General features: G+C 59.1%; 13 protein-coding genes and 2 pseudogenes. 10 read left to right on the top strand and 5 right to left on the bottom strand.

The genetic code is table 11. From position 1 onward, the window contains the following. Positions 1–171: 171 nt before the first annotated feature. A protein-coding gene (locus LHFGNBLO_RS00930) for an IS3 family transposase (protein ID WP_258599977.1) occupies positions 172–1,301 on the bottom strand; the annotation gives its coding sequence in 2 pieces (ribosomal slippage) (positions 172–1,043 and positions 1,043–1,301; 1,131 coding nt in all). 504 nt (positions 1,302–1,805) lie between these two features. Between LHFGNBLO_RS00930 and glmS the strand changes: the two genes are divergently transcribed. Then, the gene (gene glmS / locus LHFGNBLO_RS00935; protein ID WP_258600321.1) at positions 1,806–3,629 is read left to right on the top strand and encodes a glutamine--fructose-6-phosphate transaminase (isomerizing); all 1,824 of its coding nucleotides are present in this window, start codon (positions 1,806–1,808) and stop codon (positions 3,627–3,629) included. 704 nt (positions 3,630–4,333) lie between these two features. Further along, positions 4,334–4,549: a helix-turn-helix domain-containing protein gene (locus LHFGNBLO_RS00940; RefSeq protein ID WP_244662211.1), complete on the top strand. Its 216-nt coding sequence runs from the start codon at positions 4,334–4,336 to the stop codon at positions 4,547–4,549. 970 nt (positions 4,550–5,519) lie between these two features. Here the strand turns inward: LHFGNBLO_RS00940 and LHFGNBLO_RS00945 are convergent. Further along, a complete protein-coding gene (locus LHFGNBLO_RS00945; protein WP_258600322.1) occupies positions 5,520–5,909 on the bottom strand; it encodes a hypothetical protein in 390 nt (129 codons plus the stop codon). Between the two features lie 612 nt (positions 5,910–6,521). Between LHFGNBLO_RS00945 and queC the strand changes: the two genes are divergently transcribed. The 5 genes and pseudogenes from queC to LHFGNBLO_RS00975 form a co-directional block, all read left to right on the top strand. Further along, entirely contained in the window at positions 6,522–7,220 is a 699-nt protein-coding gene (gene queC / locus LHFGNBLO_RS00950) for a 7-cyano-7-deazaguanine synthase QueC (RefSeq protein ID WP_258600324.1), read from the top strand. After that, positions 7,220–7,576 (top strand): 6-carboxytetrahydropterin synthase QueD, encoded by a 357-nt coding sequence (queD, locus tag LHFGNBLO_RS00955; RefSeq protein WP_258580774.1) that lies wholly within the window; start codon positions 7,220–7,222, stop codon positions 7,574–7,576. The genes queC and queD overlap by 1 nt, the downstream gene beginning before the upstream one ends. Beyond that, positions 7,573–8,307, top strand: coding sequence for a 7-carboxy-7-deazaguanine synthase QueE (gene queE / locus LHFGNBLO_RS00960; protein WP_258600326.1), 735 nt, complete (start codon positions 7,573–7,575; stop codon positions 8,305–8,307). Before queD ends, queE begins: the two co-directional genes overlap by 4 nt. A 631-nt stretch (positions 8,308–8,938) precedes the next feature. Continuing rightward, complete coding sequence (locus tag LHFGNBLO_RS00965) at positions 8,939–10,054, top strand: hypothetical protein (RefSeq protein WP_258600327.1); 1,116 nt, start codon at positions 8,939–8,941, stop codon at positions 10,052–10,054. Positions 10,055–10,798: 744 nt separating this feature from the next. Further along, positions 10,799–11,143 (top strand): annotated as a pseudogene (locus LHFGNBLO_RS00975) (transposase); the annotation flags it as partial. Here LHFGNBLO_RS00975 and glyA read toward each other — a convergent pair. The 3 genes and pseudogenes from glyA to LHFGNBLO_RS00985 all read right to left on the bottom strand — a co-directional run. After that, positions 11,131–11,310 (bottom strand): annotated as a pseudogene (glyA, locus tag LHFGNBLO_RS33555) (serine hydroxymethyltransferase); the annotation flags it as partial. The pseudogenes LHFGNBLO_RS00975 and glyA overlap by 13 nt on opposite strands. Before the next feature lie 392 nt (positions 11,311–11,702). After that, positions 11,703–11,999: a hypothetical protein gene (locus LHFGNBLO_RS00980; RefSeq protein ID WP_258600329.1), complete on the bottom strand. Its 297-nt coding sequence runs from the start codon at positions 11,997–11,999 to the stop codon at positions 11,703–11,705. Positions 12,000–12,060: 61 nt separating this feature from the next. After that, complete coding sequence (locus tag LHFGNBLO_RS00985) at positions 12,061–12,336, bottom strand: hypothetical protein (RefSeq protein ID WP_258600330.1); 276 nt, start codon at positions 12,334–12,336, stop codon at positions 12,061–12,063. 825 nt (positions 12,337–13,161) lie between these two features. Here LHFGNBLO_RS00985 and LHFGNBLO_RS00990 point away from each other — a divergent pair. From LHFGNBLO_RS00990 to LHFGNBLO_RS01000, 3 genes are all read left to right on the top strand, one after another. Beyond that, the gene (locus LHFGNBLO_RS00990; protein ID WP_258580778.1) at positions 13,162–13,326 is read left to right on the top strand and encodes a hypothetical protein; all 165 of its coding nucleotides are present in this window, start codon (positions 13,162–13,164) and stop codon (positions 13,324–13,326) included. A 1,053-nt stretch (positions 13,327–14,379) separates the two neighbouring features. Then, positions 14,380–14,610: a DsbA family protein gene (locus LHFGNBLO_RS00995; RefSeq protein WP_258600514.1), complete on the top strand. Its 231-nt coding sequence runs from the start codon at positions 14,380–14,382 to the stop codon at positions 14,608–14,610. Further along, positions 14,514–14,864, top strand: coding sequence for a DsbA family protein (locus LHFGNBLO_RS01000; RefSeq protein ID WP_258600332.1), 351 nt, complete (start codon positions 14,514–14,516; stop codon positions 14,862–14,864). Before LHFGNBLO_RS00995 ends, LHFGNBLO_RS01000 begins: the two co-directional genes overlap by 97 nt. Positions 14,865–15,590 lie beyond the last annotated feature (726 nt).

A 15,590-nucleotide genomic window follows, 5' to 3' on the forward strand; every position in this document is an offset into this window, starting at 1 on the left:
CGCGCGGCAGCTAACGCAGGCGTATGGGCGCCTGTAACGATAACCGGATCGGGCGCGGTGCGGGCGTCGGCCGCGTGCTTGCTGGCGCGACCGCTTCGCCGACTTCCGGCAGAGGTGGCTCGGTTTGTTTGGACAGGAATTCCCGATTTATAAGTGGAACACTGCCTCTGGTTAGGCCGCCTCGGGAAGCGGTAGCGGGGTGAAGTAGGCCTCATCTGGCGCTCTGCCGTCAAGGCTGGAATGCGGACGTCGCCGATTGTAGAAATCGAGATATTTTCCGATCGACGCCCGCCCTTCGCGAACGCTGTTATAGGCCTTGAGATAGACCTCCTCATATTTCACCGACCGCCAGAGACGCTCGACGAAGACGTTGTCGCGCCAGGCGCCCTTGCCATCCATGCTGATCCTGATCTCCCGGTCGAGCAGGACCTTGGTGAAGTCATGGCTGGTGAACTGGCTGCCCTGATCGGAGTTGAAGATCTCGGGCTTGCCGTATGTCGCCAGCGCCTCCTCGAGGGCTTCAATGCAAAACGCCGCATCCATGGTGATCGACAGCCGCCAGCTCAGTACCTTGCGCGTGAACCAGTCGACGACAGCAACCAGGTAGCAGAAGCCGCGGGCCATCGGGATATAGGTCAGGTCCGTCGCCCAGACCTGGTTGGGCCGCGTCACCGCCAGCTTGCCCAGCAAATACGGATAGATCTTGTGCCCGTCGCCCGGCTTCGAAGTGCGCGGCTTGCGGTAGAGCGCCTCGATACCCATGCGCTTCATCAAGGTGCGCACATGCAGGCGACCCGTCTCATAGCCTTCGCGCTTCAAAAGCTTCTGCAACATGCGGCTGCCCGCGAACGGGTAATCCAGGTGCAATTCGTCGATGCGCCGCATCAGCTTCAGGTCTGCCGCCGATGTCGGCTTGGGTAGGGAGTAGACGCTGCCGCGGCTGATCCCCAGTTCGGCCGCCTGCTTGGCAATCGGCAGTTCATGTTCCCGGTCGATCATCGTCTTGCGCTCCCCGACCAGCCGGCCTTGCCGAGCGCCGAGCCTAAAAAATCATTGGCCAGCGTCAGCTCTCCGATCTTGGCATGGAGGGCCTTTATGTCCACCGTCGGCTCCGATTTCTCCGCCGCGCCAAACACGTTCGAGGCCCCGTCCAGAAGCTGCTTTCTCCAATCCGTGATCTGGTTCGCATGCACATCATATTGCTGCGCCAGCTCGGCCAGCGTCTTTTCTCCCTTGATCGCCGCAAGCGCAACTTTCGCCTTGAAAGCCGGGCTGTGGTTCCGGCGTGGTCGTCTGCTCATTCGTGATTCTCCTGTTCCGGCACTCATGCCGATCTCAGGCAGAAATTCCACTTATCACCCTGTCCAATTTTGCCGAGCCACCTCTCGGCAGCGGGCGTCGTCTTCAAGTCCCGCGTCGTCAAGCTGGATGGAAAGGGTCTTCAGAGCGCGCGTCGCGCCTCAACGATCTGCCGACGCGAGTGGATTAGAAACCTCATGGAAAGGACTGCGTCGGCGGTTGTGTGGGGAGGTGCTTAGCCGGGATGGCCGCGCATGGCCGGCCGACCGATGTTGTTGCTTAGTGCCGCGGGTGTGAGCTTGCGTTCGGTCATGAGAGTGTCAGGCGCAACGAGGAGTTTAGATCAGGGCCCGCGTCTTGGTCTATCCATAGAGTGGATGGTAGCTATCCTTACAATCAATTGTACCGATATTACCAAATACTACTACAAGATCCTGAATGAAAGCGGGCCGGGTGGGTGTCGTCTCACGTGGGCTGAAGCTGCCGGGAAGAATGCGGAGACGAACATGTGCGGGATTGTTGGCATTGCTGGGCAACAGCCGGTGTCGGATCGGTTGGTCGACGCGTTGAAGCGTCTGGAATATCGCGGCTATGACTCGGCCGGCGTTGCGACGATCACCGAGGGCGCCTTGCACCGCCGGCGCGCCGAGGGCAAGCTCGTCAATCTCGAGACGAGACTGAAGGAAGAGCCCCTGAGCGGCAACATCGGCATCGGCCACACGCGCTGGGCAACCCATGGGGCACCGACTGAACGCAACGCGCATCCGCACTTTAGCGATGGTGTGGCCGTCGTCCATAACGGCATTATCGAGAATTTCGCCGAGTTGAAGGACGAATTGGCGGCGGCGGGAGCCGAGTTCCAGACCGACACCGACACTGAGGTCGTCGCGCATCTCTTGGCAAGACACCGCCGGGAGGGCATGGGGCGAGGTGAGGCGATGTATGCCATGTTGAAACGCGTCAGGGGCGCCTACGCGCTTGCCATTCTCTTCGAGGATGATCCATCGACCATCATGGCGGCGCGCAATGGACCGCCGCTGGCGATCGGTCACGGCGACGGCGAGATGTTCCTGGGCTCCGATGCGATCGCGCTTGCTCCCTTCACCAATGAAATTACCTATCTCATCGACGGCGACTGGGCCGTAATCGGCAAGACGGGCGCCGATATCTTCGATTTCGACGGCCATCCTGTCGAGCGTCCGCGACAGACCTCCACGGCCGCGGCCGATCTCGCCAACAAGGGCAACCATCGCCACTTCATGGAGAAGGAAATTTACGAGCAGCCCGAGGTCATCGCGCATGCGCTCGGTCACTATATCAACATCATAGAGAATCGCGCCGACATGGTTTCTGGCATCGATTTCGCCAGAATCCCGAGCTTGGCGATCTCTGCCTGCGGCACCGCCTATCTCGCCGGACTGATCGGAAAATACTGGTTCGAGCGCTATGCGCGCCTGCCGGTTGAAATCGACGTTGCGTCTGAATTCCGTTACCGCGAAATCCCGTTGTCGCCGCAGTCGGCGGCTCTTTTCATTTCGCAGTCTGGCGAAACCGCCGATACGCTGGCATCGCTGAGATACTGCAGGGAGCTTGGGCTGAAAATTGGCGCCATCGTCAATGCCCGCGAATCGACCATCGCTCGGGAGGCCGATGCGGTCTTCCCGATCCTTGCCGGACCGGAGATCGGCGTCGCCTCCACCAAGGCTTTCACCTGCCAGCTTGCCGTTCTTGCCGCACTCGCCATCGCCGCCGCCAGGGCCCGCGGAACCGTAACCGAAGACGAGGTGCAGGCGCTCGTCAGGAGCCTCGCCGAAGTGCCGCGCGTCATGGGCCAGGTACTCAACAGCATCCAGCCACAGATCGAGTTCCTCTCGCGTCAACTGTCAAAGTGTCGTGACGTCCTGTATCTTGGCCGCGGCACCAGTTTCCCGCTGGCGATGGAAGGTGCGCTGAAGCTCAAGGAGATTTCGTACATCCACGCCGAAGGCTACGCGGCGGGTGAGTTGAAGCACGGTCCGATCGCATTGATAGACGAGAACATGCCAGTTATCGTTATCGCGCCACATGATCGCTTTTTCGAAAAGACCGTCTCCAACATGCAGGAAGTGGCTGCCCGTGGCGGGCGGATTATCCTCATCACCGATGAGAAAGGGGCAGCCGCATCGAAACTCGACACCATGCATACGATCGTGCTGCCTGCCGTCGACGAGATTATCGCGCCGATAATTTTCTCGCTGCCGATACAGCTTCTTGCCTACCACACGGCGCTCTTCATGGGCACAGATGTCGACCAGCCGCGCAATCTCGCAAAATCGGTCACCGTCGAATGACTGTGACGTTTTTATAGGTGGCGATGCTCGTCCATCCGAAAGCGCCAACACGTGTCTAGAACTGAAGCTCGGATGAAATCCAACAATCGCCATCCCTTTTTCGGCAGGTCGGGCAATTGCGCAGGGCAGCCGGATTGAGCTTGCTCAAGCCGACGTCAGCACAGAAGCCCGCGGCCCTTTCGGCTGTATCCTCGGCCGCCCCATCCTTTCAGTCTGCGAATAAGCATCGGCGGCTTAAAAAATTTGGTTAACAGCGCTAGTCGATGTGTGATTCAAACGTAGCGCGTTTTTCGCTGCATCGGCGGCGGACATTGGTCGAAGGTATCAGCGTCCGCTAGGCTGGGTGGACGGTGCTGGAGGCGGAGGCAGGGGGAGTTCGAGTTGCTGTTCAAGAATGCCATCGGCGAGGATGAGTTGCGTGGGATCGCAGGACGAATGCGGTACAGTTGATCGGGCCATCTCAGGGCAGGCAGGTTCTTGAAACTTGATCAGAAAAAGGTGAGTCGCCACATTCCGACCTGGCTGTCCATTTCAGGTGGCCCATTTTATGGATGACGCCGGTCCGGCCGAATCGACGTCCATTTTTTTGATTTGCTGGGTGCGCGCCAGGTCCGGGAGGAAATCTCCCGATTTATCAGGCGCTCCTTATCTTCTTGGAGGTGTCTATGAAGGATTCGCGCAGTCCCGAGCCAGTCTTGACGGCTATGTCGCAGGGGACCCACATCATCCGCGCTTATCGTGAGCACCTTGGATATTCGATCGAGGACCTCGCAGTGGCGTGCGGGCTTGCCGCTGAGGAAATCCAAAACATCGAGTCCGGTCTGAGGTACAACAAGGGCTATCGGGATCGGATAGCGAGATCGCTGTCCATACCTGTGGGAATTCTTGAGGCAGAGTCGGACATATCGGACGCCGCGTGATGTCGGATAATCTGCAAATGAGTGGCGCAGTACCGCCAAGAGAATTCTCGTCCAACTGTCCGAGTCAGGAATTGCACAAGGGTTCGCCGAATATGAAGTTGGAACGCTTCTTCATACTGTCTTAGGCGATATCGCCGCCCGGAGTGCTGCGACATGTGCACGATAGCATCGGCTCGTGACGAAGGTTTGCCAACGGCGAACTCATGCTGGTCGGCAACGCGATACTGGCTGGAGCATCAGGTTGGCCGACGCCAGAAGGCATTCGCGTCTCCCCGTTCTTCGTTTCCAGGACCCGGGCGCTCTTGACGTTCGACTATCAGTCGCAAATTACACATCACAAGGAGCGATGCCCGCTGTGCTCTTGTCAGAGCGGCGCGATGTCGGCCGTGTCGGCCGATCCTGCCCAACTTGGTGGGCCGCTCTCGCACCCAGACACTGCCGGGTTGACTATGGGTGTCGGAACCGCGAAAAGGGGCCGCTCTTCATGAGTGGCGTGCGCCGGCAGTCTAACCCCAAGCCCACCGCCCAGGCTGCCGGCGCGCTTCTAAGGAACGTCGACATAGGACACAACGTTTCCTTATCCGACTTACGCCTCGATCAGATCCCGAGCTGCCAGCCAGTGTTCGACCGTCGCTTCCGCCACTGCCTGGCGCCCGAGGCGCTTCCTCCAGCGAGGAGAGCCGATCACCATGGGTGCCGCCAGTTCTGACGCTCACCCACGTGCCATTTGCGATCTCGTGTCGGTGAGAGCACCGGAAGCACCTCCCTGCTTGAAAAGGGCAGGGCAGCTTGCGTCGCCCCTATTGTTACTATTCTTCGCTGTGGTCGGTGTCGTCCTTGGCTTCGGAAGCGGGACATTCGACTTTGCAAAAAAATAGGCCGCCGGAGCCGTTTTCGAGCACGACAATCATGCCGGCAGTGCCGGCAACGATGCCGCATGCAAAAATCCACAGATGGTTTTAGCCAAATGCTAGCTGCCCAGCATATGTCCGGCATTTCGCAAGGCGCCTAGGAAGAGACTGGCATGGCCGTTGACATCGATCTTGGCCTGCATCGACAAAGGCATGCTGTTCCAGTTTTCCAATGGCGCAATGAAATGTGAGAAAGTACCATTGACGATGCAATGGTGGGTAACAAGGCCCTGTCTGTCCAACGCCAGCACACCGGTTTGGTCGCCGTGATATCGGATGGCTGCGACCCGCTGGACCTCCGCGTCACCGTCGACGCGCACGTCGAAAAGCAGGATACCGCGGCTCCTGGTGGCTATCTCCGCGGCCTTTTCAGCGAAGCTTAAGGAGAGAGAGCGGACGCTTTCGACCGCCATCTGGAAAACCATCAAATCCAGTTCATCGACTGCCATAAGGTAACTGCACGTAACACAGGGGTCATTGCAATCGACGCACACGGCTTGTTCACAGATGTCGGCTCACGACCGATCATTTAGTTTGGGTTTGCCGGTCGGCCACTGACCGAGGGCGTGCTCCGGTTCGAACCGATCCTGAAGCGGAATGCGCGGGATCTACGGAACCCAAAGAGCCGGCCAGCCAAGTTGCCGCGACAATTGATGTCGATCATTCCAGACATCTGCATTTCGGCGCGGCTGCGAAAAAATGCCACCTGGTAAATCCGTTCTTTGCGGCAAGCCCATCCTCGGGCCGTCTTGTACATGAAACCCTCGCGTGGCGTCCCTCGAAGCTCGGCACCGCCGGGCGCTTGATCGAAGCGTCGAGAACCCTGTTTCCGAAGAGTCGTACCTCCTTCAGAGCATATTCTGGTACGCCTTTGAACATCCACTGAAGCGTCCGTTTCCGTGTTCCCTGCAGGCTCACCGCCTGAGCGCGCCTTGCACACAGCGGCACGTCCGAGCATGAAACTTGTCCCCCGTTCACTTCACAAAATGGATTTCCTGAAGTACTGGGAGCGCAGAGAAATCTCCGGTCGCAGCCTACCCGGTTAAAACAAGGACCCAACGATGAAAACTCTAGTCGTCTGCTCCGGCGGATTGGACTCCGTTACTCTTGCTCACAAGGTGGCAGCGGAGTACGAGCTCGCCGGCCTCCTATCTTTCGATTACGGCCAACGGCACCAGAAGGAATTGGGATTCGCCGCCCTTTGCGCTGAACGACTGAACGTACCGCATCGCAGCATCGACATCCGCCAAATCGGCCGCGGCCTTTCCGGCTCCGCGCTGACCGACGGTGTGGATGTGCCGGATGGGCACTACGCCGAAGACACGATGAAGGTCACGGTGGTGCCGAACCGGAACGCCATCATGTTGGCCACCGCCTTCGGTCTCGCCGCCGCGCACAAGGTCGAAGCGGTGGCGACTGCCGTGCACGGTGGGGATCATTTCATTTATCCCGACTGCCGTCCTGCCTTCATCGACGCTTTCCAGATGATGCAAGACCGCGCGCTCGACGGCTACGCGAAGATTCGCCTTTATGCGCCCTATGTGAATCTCACGAAGGCAGACATCGTTAGGGATGGAGCAACATACGGCACGCCATTTGCGCAGACCTGGTCCTGCTACAAGGGCGCCGAGCGTCACTGCGGGAGGTGCGGGACCTGCGTCGAGCGGCGCGAGGCGTTTCATCTCTCTGGGCACCCCGACCCCACCGACTACGAGGACTCCGACTTCTGGCTCGATGCGCTGCGAAGGAGGATCGCATAATGTTTCGCATCACCAAGGAATTCCACTTCTCGGCCTCGCATCAGCTCACCTCGTTGCCGCCCGATCACCAATGCGCGCGTCTGCACGGGCATAACTACATCGTCGAAGTGGAGCTTTCAGCGAATGGACTGAACGACAACGGTTTCGTGCGCGACTATCACGATTTGGCGCCATTCAAACGCTATATCGACGAGAGCTTCGATCATCGACATCTCAACGACGTGCTCGGACATGAGCGAGTCACCGCGGAATCCCTGGCCAGACATTTTTATCTATGGTGCAAGGCACTCCTGCCCGAGACCTCGGCCGTGCGGGTGAGCGAAACGCCGAAAACCTGGGCGGAATACCGGCCATGACCGATACGCATCCCGCAATCCGCGTGAGCGAGATTTTCGGGCCGACGATCCAAGGCGAGGGCGTGCTCATCGGTTTGCCGACGGTCTTCATCAGAACCGGCGGGTGTGACTATCGCTGTTCCTGGTGCGACAGTCTCCATGCGGTGGACAATCAATACCGCCATGAATGGGAGATGATGCCAATCGACGGGGTATGGCAAACCGTCGTTACGCTTTCCGGCGGCCGGCCAGTAATGGTGTCGCTATCAGGCGGAAATCCGGCCATTCAGCCGTTTCGTGCGCTCATCGAGCGAGGCCATGGTGAAGGTTACCGTTTTGCGCTCGAGACCCAAGGTTCGGTGGTCAGGGACTGGTTTGCCGACCTCGACGTGCTGGTCCTCAGCCCTAAGCCGCCTTCAAGCGAAATGAGGACCGATTGGGCCACTCTCGAGGCGTGCGTCGATGCGGCGCAGGAGAAGCCGCAGATCGTGCTCAAGCTCGTTGTTTTCGACGAGAGCGACTACGCCTACGCGAAAGGCGCCGCGGAGCGATTTCCGCGCCTTCCGGTTTACCTGCAACCCGGCAATCACACGCCGCCCCGTCCTGGCAACGAAGACGCGTCTGTCGATCTGGACGGAATAATGAAACGCATGGAGTGGCTGGTTGAAAAGGTAACCGGCGACAGGTGGTTCGACGCCCGCGTGCTGCCGCAGCTGCACGTTCTGCTGTGGGGCAACAAGAGGGCCGTCTAGCCTGCGTCTTTCGCACTGGAACTGCGTCTGCGGATCTTCGGTTAGCAGGGTCGGCCCCCATTGACGGCGTTGTCGGGGTACTTGCGGACTTATGGTACCGGCACCAAGAGCGTGGCCAGCCGCGTTTGATCCGACTTTGATGGGGCATCCTTGTGGTCCGAATTCAGGGATGCGCGATGGGCCAGATTGTGCCTGGGAGCACGACGACCGGGGCGATCCATCGAGCAATACATCATGGTCAAGACGGCCTGAGGACGCGGGCCAACGCTACGGCACAAATCACAAGACCGTTGGCAACCTGGCGCGAGAACTCCATGTCCATCACCGCCTGCAGGTCCACGACCGACAACCCCTGCGCCCACTCAAAGGTTGGCGCGACGCTACCATTAAACAGTATCTCGTATCGCGATCCCGGCGCCTCCTGCAGTTGGCACAGTTCTTGCTGCGTCCTGCGCGAATGGGCGAGATTTAGCCGATCGACCGAAGCACCGGTTCCCGACCCCAGGGAAAGCTCCCGCAAAGCAACTGTTTTGTCCTCGTTGATTATCGAACTCAGGGATCTGCCGATCCATTTTTCAGGGGAGGGCGGTGCCGCGCGTCTTTGGTCGATAAGATGGATTGGGAGAGGACCATGAGTGTTCAAAGCAAGCGATTGACCCGATTTGGCATTGCGCTGGAAAACAGGCATAACCTTCGCATTGAGGAGGTTATGCGCCTCGGCGTACTTCGCGATGGGGTCCAGCTTCTCACGACAGAAATCCGGTTACCGATCTTGGGGCAAGTGATCCCCCGCATCGAGATTGAATTGTCCAACGGAGTATTCCGAAAGAAAATCACCGCGAGAGTGAACTCCGATTCGCCCTTCATGTTCGACGGCGAGGCGTTGATCGCGACAATCAATGGTGTGACCGAGCACGTACCCTGCCGTCAATTTATTGATCCAGACAGAGCGCCGACCGGTATGTACAATTTCGGCATAACACGCAAAAATGGCGCTCGCAGCTTCGTTTTTGATCATCATGTTTATTGCTGCTATTCTTGTGATTATTGCTTTAAGGAGAACGAATGGGAGGTAATGGCCATACGCGGCGGGGGTAGCACAGACTACCAATCCAACTTCCAAGAGTGCCTCTCCTATATTGAGCGTAACGGTCCTAACTTCAACAGTCTGTATGACATTGTCTGGCTCTGCACAGGGAGCATCAAGGACGAAGCACAAGAACTCGAACGGCACGCGGCACTCGCACGACGACTGCGTGACGCAGGCTACGCACACGACATTTATTTATCCCAGGTGGTTCCTCCGAGCGTCAGGAACGACCGAGTACGACGGATAGAATATCTTACTCAACTTCGGGAAGCAGGCGTCACACGGTTTAATACTGGTGTCGAGATAGTCGGCGCCGAGGTGCGACGAAAATACATCCGCGGCTTTAAAGGCACGTATGTCTTCAGCGACTATTTGCCTATTTTCGCTGATGCGGTCGACGTTTTCGGTCCCTTCCGTGCCGGCAGTTGCCTCCTGACCGGAATAGAACCATCCGACAGCACGATCGCTGGACTAAAAGCTCTTGCCGAGCTTTCCGTCGTGCCCGCGCCAACTGTGTTCACTCCGTTCGTGACAAAGCAACTGGCTATCTCCTTCTGTTTCGATCTGGACGAACTGCTTGACGCTCACGCTCGTTTCCACGCCCTGATCAAGCGTCATAAGCTCCCGGTATTTTCGGGCGTGTTCAGCCTTGCCTGACCGATTTCCCATCCGACCCGGAACTTATGACCTTCGTGAGCTGACCCACTCCAATCAGCCAAGGGCGAGGAAAGATGAAACACATAATGCCAGCCTGTTCAGGCTTGAGCGCGGCACTGGGGCAGCGTGGTTAGACGCAGCCGCTTTCGAACGATCCGCCGCCAACTCCATCCACGATATTGGACGCCCGCTTGGCTGACGCGGTCAAGCAATTGACCTTCGAGATCGCGGTCTAACGTGGCACCGCGCTTGGACTCAAGTCAGCCGACGGTCGCTTGAGAGATCGACCCGTTGTTTCTTTTCGAAATCCGCAGAGCTGGCGTCGACGGCTCGCATCCGGCGCAGCTGATCCGAGCGGTGCGGCGGCAGCCCAGCGTTCGCGCGCCAGGAGCGCAACTATTGTCGCAACGCGGCCGGTCGACTTCCGCCATTTGTGGCGCGCCGGACTATACGGGGTCGCAGCGGCAATCGTTTGGCCGCTGCCAGAATGCGGTGTAACGCTCAGAGTGGCCTCCAATCCCCGACACTCAGCCCTTCTCTCGATAAGGTCACGCGCCAGCGGCGCGTGCTGAAATCCGCACAAGCACGGAGTGAGGTCCGGCGCGTTTCTCGCGCCGCCGCTATTTCGCCTTCTTTCCTGCCGCGCGACCAGCCTGCGCATTCGCTCGGTGGCCGCATCTGGTGTCCAGATCTCCGGCAGGTAGCTGGCCGCGTACAAGCTGGCCAGCGTGCCCGCGTCAACCTTATCTCGGGCTGAATCCGAGCGTCAGGCAATCAGGACCCGGGCCTGCCTATCATGGACGCATTACCAAGCAGGGATGCGGACATGTTGCCGCACGACCTGATAGCGGCCCGCGGCATGCTCGTCGAAGCGGCTTGGGCGGCAGCACGCGCGCCGGGGCCACTCCGTGCCTTCTTCCTGCGGGTGCGGGCCCGCCGCGGCCAGCACGTCGCCGCCGTCGCGACCGCGCGCAAGCTCGCCGTCGTGAGTCTGGCATCTGCTGATGAAGGGGGAGAGCTACGCATGGGCAAGGCCGTCCTTGCACGCCAAGAAGCTGCGCAACGTCGAGCTCAAATCCGGGAACCTCGAACGCAGCGCAGAGGTCGGCAACGTCTCTGCGCACTCTGGCACGAACATTTGTGTCATCGGGCTGGCGGCAGACCAGGTCAATGAAAGCGGCAATCTGCACCATTTCCCCCTCGCGTATGCCCATGGAGGTCACTGCTGGCGACCCCAAGCGGATCCCGCTTGTGAGCCCGGCTGCTCAAGGCAGGCCGCACTGTGCCACAATGCCTACCGCCGCGACGAGATTGACGCCGAGAGCGTGCGCCATCTGACGCTGGCGACCAAGGACCGGCAGAAGGATGCGGTTTCTCCGCTTTTTTCACAGGAAAGGCGCACCAAGAACGGGGCACACCTCAATACAAGCGTCCGCAGCGTTCAACATACGTTCGCTTGGATTAAATCCTGGCAGCATTTGCCCCAGGATCATAGCGTTAAGGAACAGCGAACCACCCAGACGCGGATGAGTTGTGTGCCCAATCGCCAAGCTCAAATTTGAAGGGCGACCACCATAGCGGAATGCAATATTCTGCGCATTTGAAGCGCCAGATAAACCTCGTTTCTTTTTACCTTCCCCGCTCATATTTATTTGTTCTTTCTCTTTCTTCTGTCGTCTAGATATCGATCAACAGACGACACAAAATCGTGCAGCAAATTACTACGCCAACCTAACCAATAGCGTATGCTTCCGGGCTCATTCTCTTCCTGCTTTCTGGCAGAGAGAGCGCAATTCTGCTTTGATTTCCTTCCGGTCCAAACCTTCGGAGCTTTGGCTTCGTTGTCCGGCAACAAGGCGACGCCCTCTTGATTTCCGAGAGCGCCGTCTTCCAATCCTCTGTCTTCACCGCCGTCCAAAAATTCATCATCGATCGCCTTCTTCAACGCTTTGTTTGCGCGTTATGGGTTCGTTTCTGGCGATCCGCTCCGTGTCGGCGGCTTTCGCTTAAGCGCTGGTGCGCCAGTTGCCGTTAAGCACTTTCGGCAAAACCTCATCGAGTTGCATCGGATGACCGATAAAGGCGATGTGGCCGTCTCGGTCGACCACGAACGAGGCCGGAACCCCGACAGAAAAGCTGGGTTCCCTCCAAAGCTTGTTCATTTCGCCTGTGTGGTCGAACGCGATCCGATAGTTCAGATTCGAGCACTTTTCGGTCAACCACGCGTCCAACTTGGTCTGGGCCTCAACGGGCGTTGGAGCGTCTCCACGCGGCGACTCCAACGATCTCGATTCCGCTGTATTTCTCCTGCAGCTTCATCAGATGGGGCATTGCGTCCTGTGCACCACGTTGCCCAAAATTCGACAATGGGCACTTTGCTCGGCTGGAAGTTCGTGAGGGGCTCGCCACGTAGCCAGTTGTCGACTGATTGAAGGTGCCGTGCAGTTCATCTGCAATTCCATGTTGCTCCCCAACGCTGCTGCTAAGGCTTGCGCGAATTTATGCTCTTGTTTCCCTCTTAGAGGGGGCACACGGGTTCAGGGGAGGAACGCATCGCTTCTCTTGCGGATTTGCGTGCAGTCACCCTCGATCCGTGTTGCCACCTCTCAATTTGCAAAGGCCGTGCCAACACCTCAGCGCCCAGTGAGCGCCATTTGCCTTGAAAACCTCCACAGTGCCCAGATGTCGGTTGTAGTGAACCTGACATTTTGTCTGCCGCTGTCAGCCTTTGGACACGGGATCACGCGCTTCGCGCCGCCAGAAGGCATGGCCATCGGCACGGTCCCGAAGGGCCAAGACCATGAGAGCGCGTGCGACACGCCGCATGACGTCGTCTAATGCATCCGATGCTAGGCCCCACGCCGTTAAAGTCGCGCACGCCAGATCGTCGTGAACGAGACGTTCAAACTTGACCCGGAGCTCGAGTCGAAAAACGGCGCGAGGTTTGGCCTTGTTCGGGGGCGCCGGATAAGGAGGGCGCGAGGTCGGCGGTAATGAACGGGACTATGACACGGCGCCTATCTTCGCCCGCCTTTGGAGCTCTCCGACGACGATGTGGTGCGCGCGCTCACCATCGTCATGGCGAGACGCTGGAGGCCGGATGCGCCGTGGTCCAGGCGGTCGGTAACCATCTGAATGTCGGCATGGGCGCATTGTGGCAGCCGGACGATGCCTTCTTCGATCTCCTGCGCGACAAGGAACTTGCCGACGCATGCTGGCCAACGTTGCAGTCGAGCGGTCGCGCGGACGGCAATTTCGCCGAGAAGGTCTAGACGCAGAAGACCGTCGTCCGCGACTTCCTGTCGGGCGAGAACGGTCGCCAGAAACTTGAGACCTGGCTGCCGCGCTGGATGAAATTCCCGGTCGAATGCTACTCCAATCACGGCGGCTTCCGCACGGCCGATCAGTGGGCCAAGGTCAGTCGCAGTTTGCACCGCCAACCGCTGAATGAGCGGACTGGGCAGGGCGGTGGGGATTCCGCCCCCGTTCCTGCAACGCGGCTGCTTTCGCCGTAGGTTAAGTTGCGTGTGCACGGATTCGCCAGCAGTGAGTGCTGGAATCCGCACAAGCACGGCGCGAGAGGCCCTTATCAATTCCGGAAACCTGCTCGTTTCTCGGCGCTGTCGCAATTGGCACGGAGTTTGCGACGACCCTGGTGGTGCAACGTTCGACCGGAGCGCAGCGACGGGAGATGCCCGGGAGGGAAGGAACCCACCTCGATCCGGTCAGGAGACAAGTATGTTGAATATTGTGATCCCGCAAACCGCAGCGCGAGTCCCGCGCCTCGCAAGCCCTCTTATCCGCAGCTTTACGTGCAGGTTTGTGCTGCAGTCACGCTCAGCCATCGCACTCGGCCGCCTGAAGCCGCTCGGCGAACGGCGATACGGCTGGGCGGTTCGCGCGCACACAGCGCCGCTCACGGATGGTTCGGCTGATTGGGCGCAGCCGTCATACCGCAACCGCCAGCTTGCACCCCTTCGGATAGCACGAGCACCCTTAACCTCCCGTAGTCCGGGAACAGCGGGGCAAGACAATAAAGCGATGGCCCCTTCACGTCAAAGCCAGCCGTTGCTGCCCGTCCGTTCACTGTTGATTGGAGCCTGAGCCATGCCTGAACTAAGAGCCAGCCTTGTCGCTCTTTTAGTGCTAGCCCTGCTTCTTTCTGGGCTGGCGGCGCGATTGCCACAGACTACCTGCGCCAGCTCGAAGACCATCGTCGGCTTGCCGCGGATTGGCGGAAGCTCATTCCGGAGCAGCGCGACGCACTCCTCAACGACCCCGCTGCGCCAACTGCTGGCAACCCGAATGGCGACGTCCCTCTGGTGGTGTTTTTGGACTACAACTGCCCGCACTGCCGGACGGCAGACCTTATCATCCAGCAAGCCCTCAAGGACGATCCCAATCTGAAGGTTGTCTACAAAGAGTATCCGGGCAAGGGACCGGGCTCAAAATTCGCGCAGTGGCGGCGCTCGCCTCCCGCAAGCAGGGAAAATATGAGCCGTTCCATCACGCCCTTATGGCTGCTCGCGGTCGGCTCAGCGAATTCTCCATCCTGACTATCGCACGACAGGTGGGCCTCGATGTTGAGCAGCTCAAGCGGGACATGGATGATCCGGCCATCCCAAACGCCCTTGAGCGCAATCGCGCGCTCGCGACCAAGCTGTACATCACCGGCACGCCGGCGTTGGTGCTCGGCGACGAAGTGATTGCAAAGGTGCCCGAGATTCCCACGCTGAAACGCTTAATCGCCAAAGAGCGGGAAAAAACTAAGCGTTATAACCCTGCCGGATCACCAACTTCGGCATTTTGAAAGTGGTGGCGGCCGGTGCAATGCGCGTTCTCTGGCCATGCGTGCTGCCTCTCGCGCCGGGCCAAATCTGTTACGTGGCCGGCAACGCGGTAGTCGGCGGACCACGCCGTTCTATCGGTAGCGTGGCAGTCCCGCATTTAGCGCGCTTTCCTCAACTTGGCCGAACGCGATCGCACATCTCGGGATCTATTCAGCCGGCCTTGGTCTTCCCGTCCCGCCATCGGCGTCTTTCACCGAAAGCCTCGCCAAAGGGATAGGCACGAAGCGCGCCGGACGCGTGCTTCAGATCGCGGCCGGCGCGACGATGATCGTCATGGGCTTTCGCCCCCTGGGTGATCGTACAAGCCCCATTGTCAGAAGGATCGGTTGACGTGGACGCCGTCGGCGCCAAGCTCGCGCCGCCTGTCGACAGCGTGGCCCTTGGCGTGTTGATAAAGCCACATCGGTCGCAAGAAATCCCGTTCGGATTGACGAAATGACGTTGCCGCCATCCCATACACCTCCATCATGCCATTCAAGGCCGAGGCTCTGGTCGAGGTCACCTCATTGGGATGACGGCGTCCGGAATTGCCTGGACCAAGCTGCCAAGCTGTGAGCCCGACACCTCATCGATGGAGTTGTTGAGGATGGCGCCGGTGTTCGGGCATTGAAGTCCTGTATCGATTGTGCGACAGGCCTTCCCCGTTGGACCGCCGGCGAAGGCATGCGTGGGCGCGGCACCACATC

The organism is Mesorhizobium sp. AR10 (assembly GCF_024746795.1).
Lineage (GTDB): Bacteria > Pseudomonadota > Alphaproteobacteria > Rhizobiales > Rhizobiaceae > Mesorhizobium.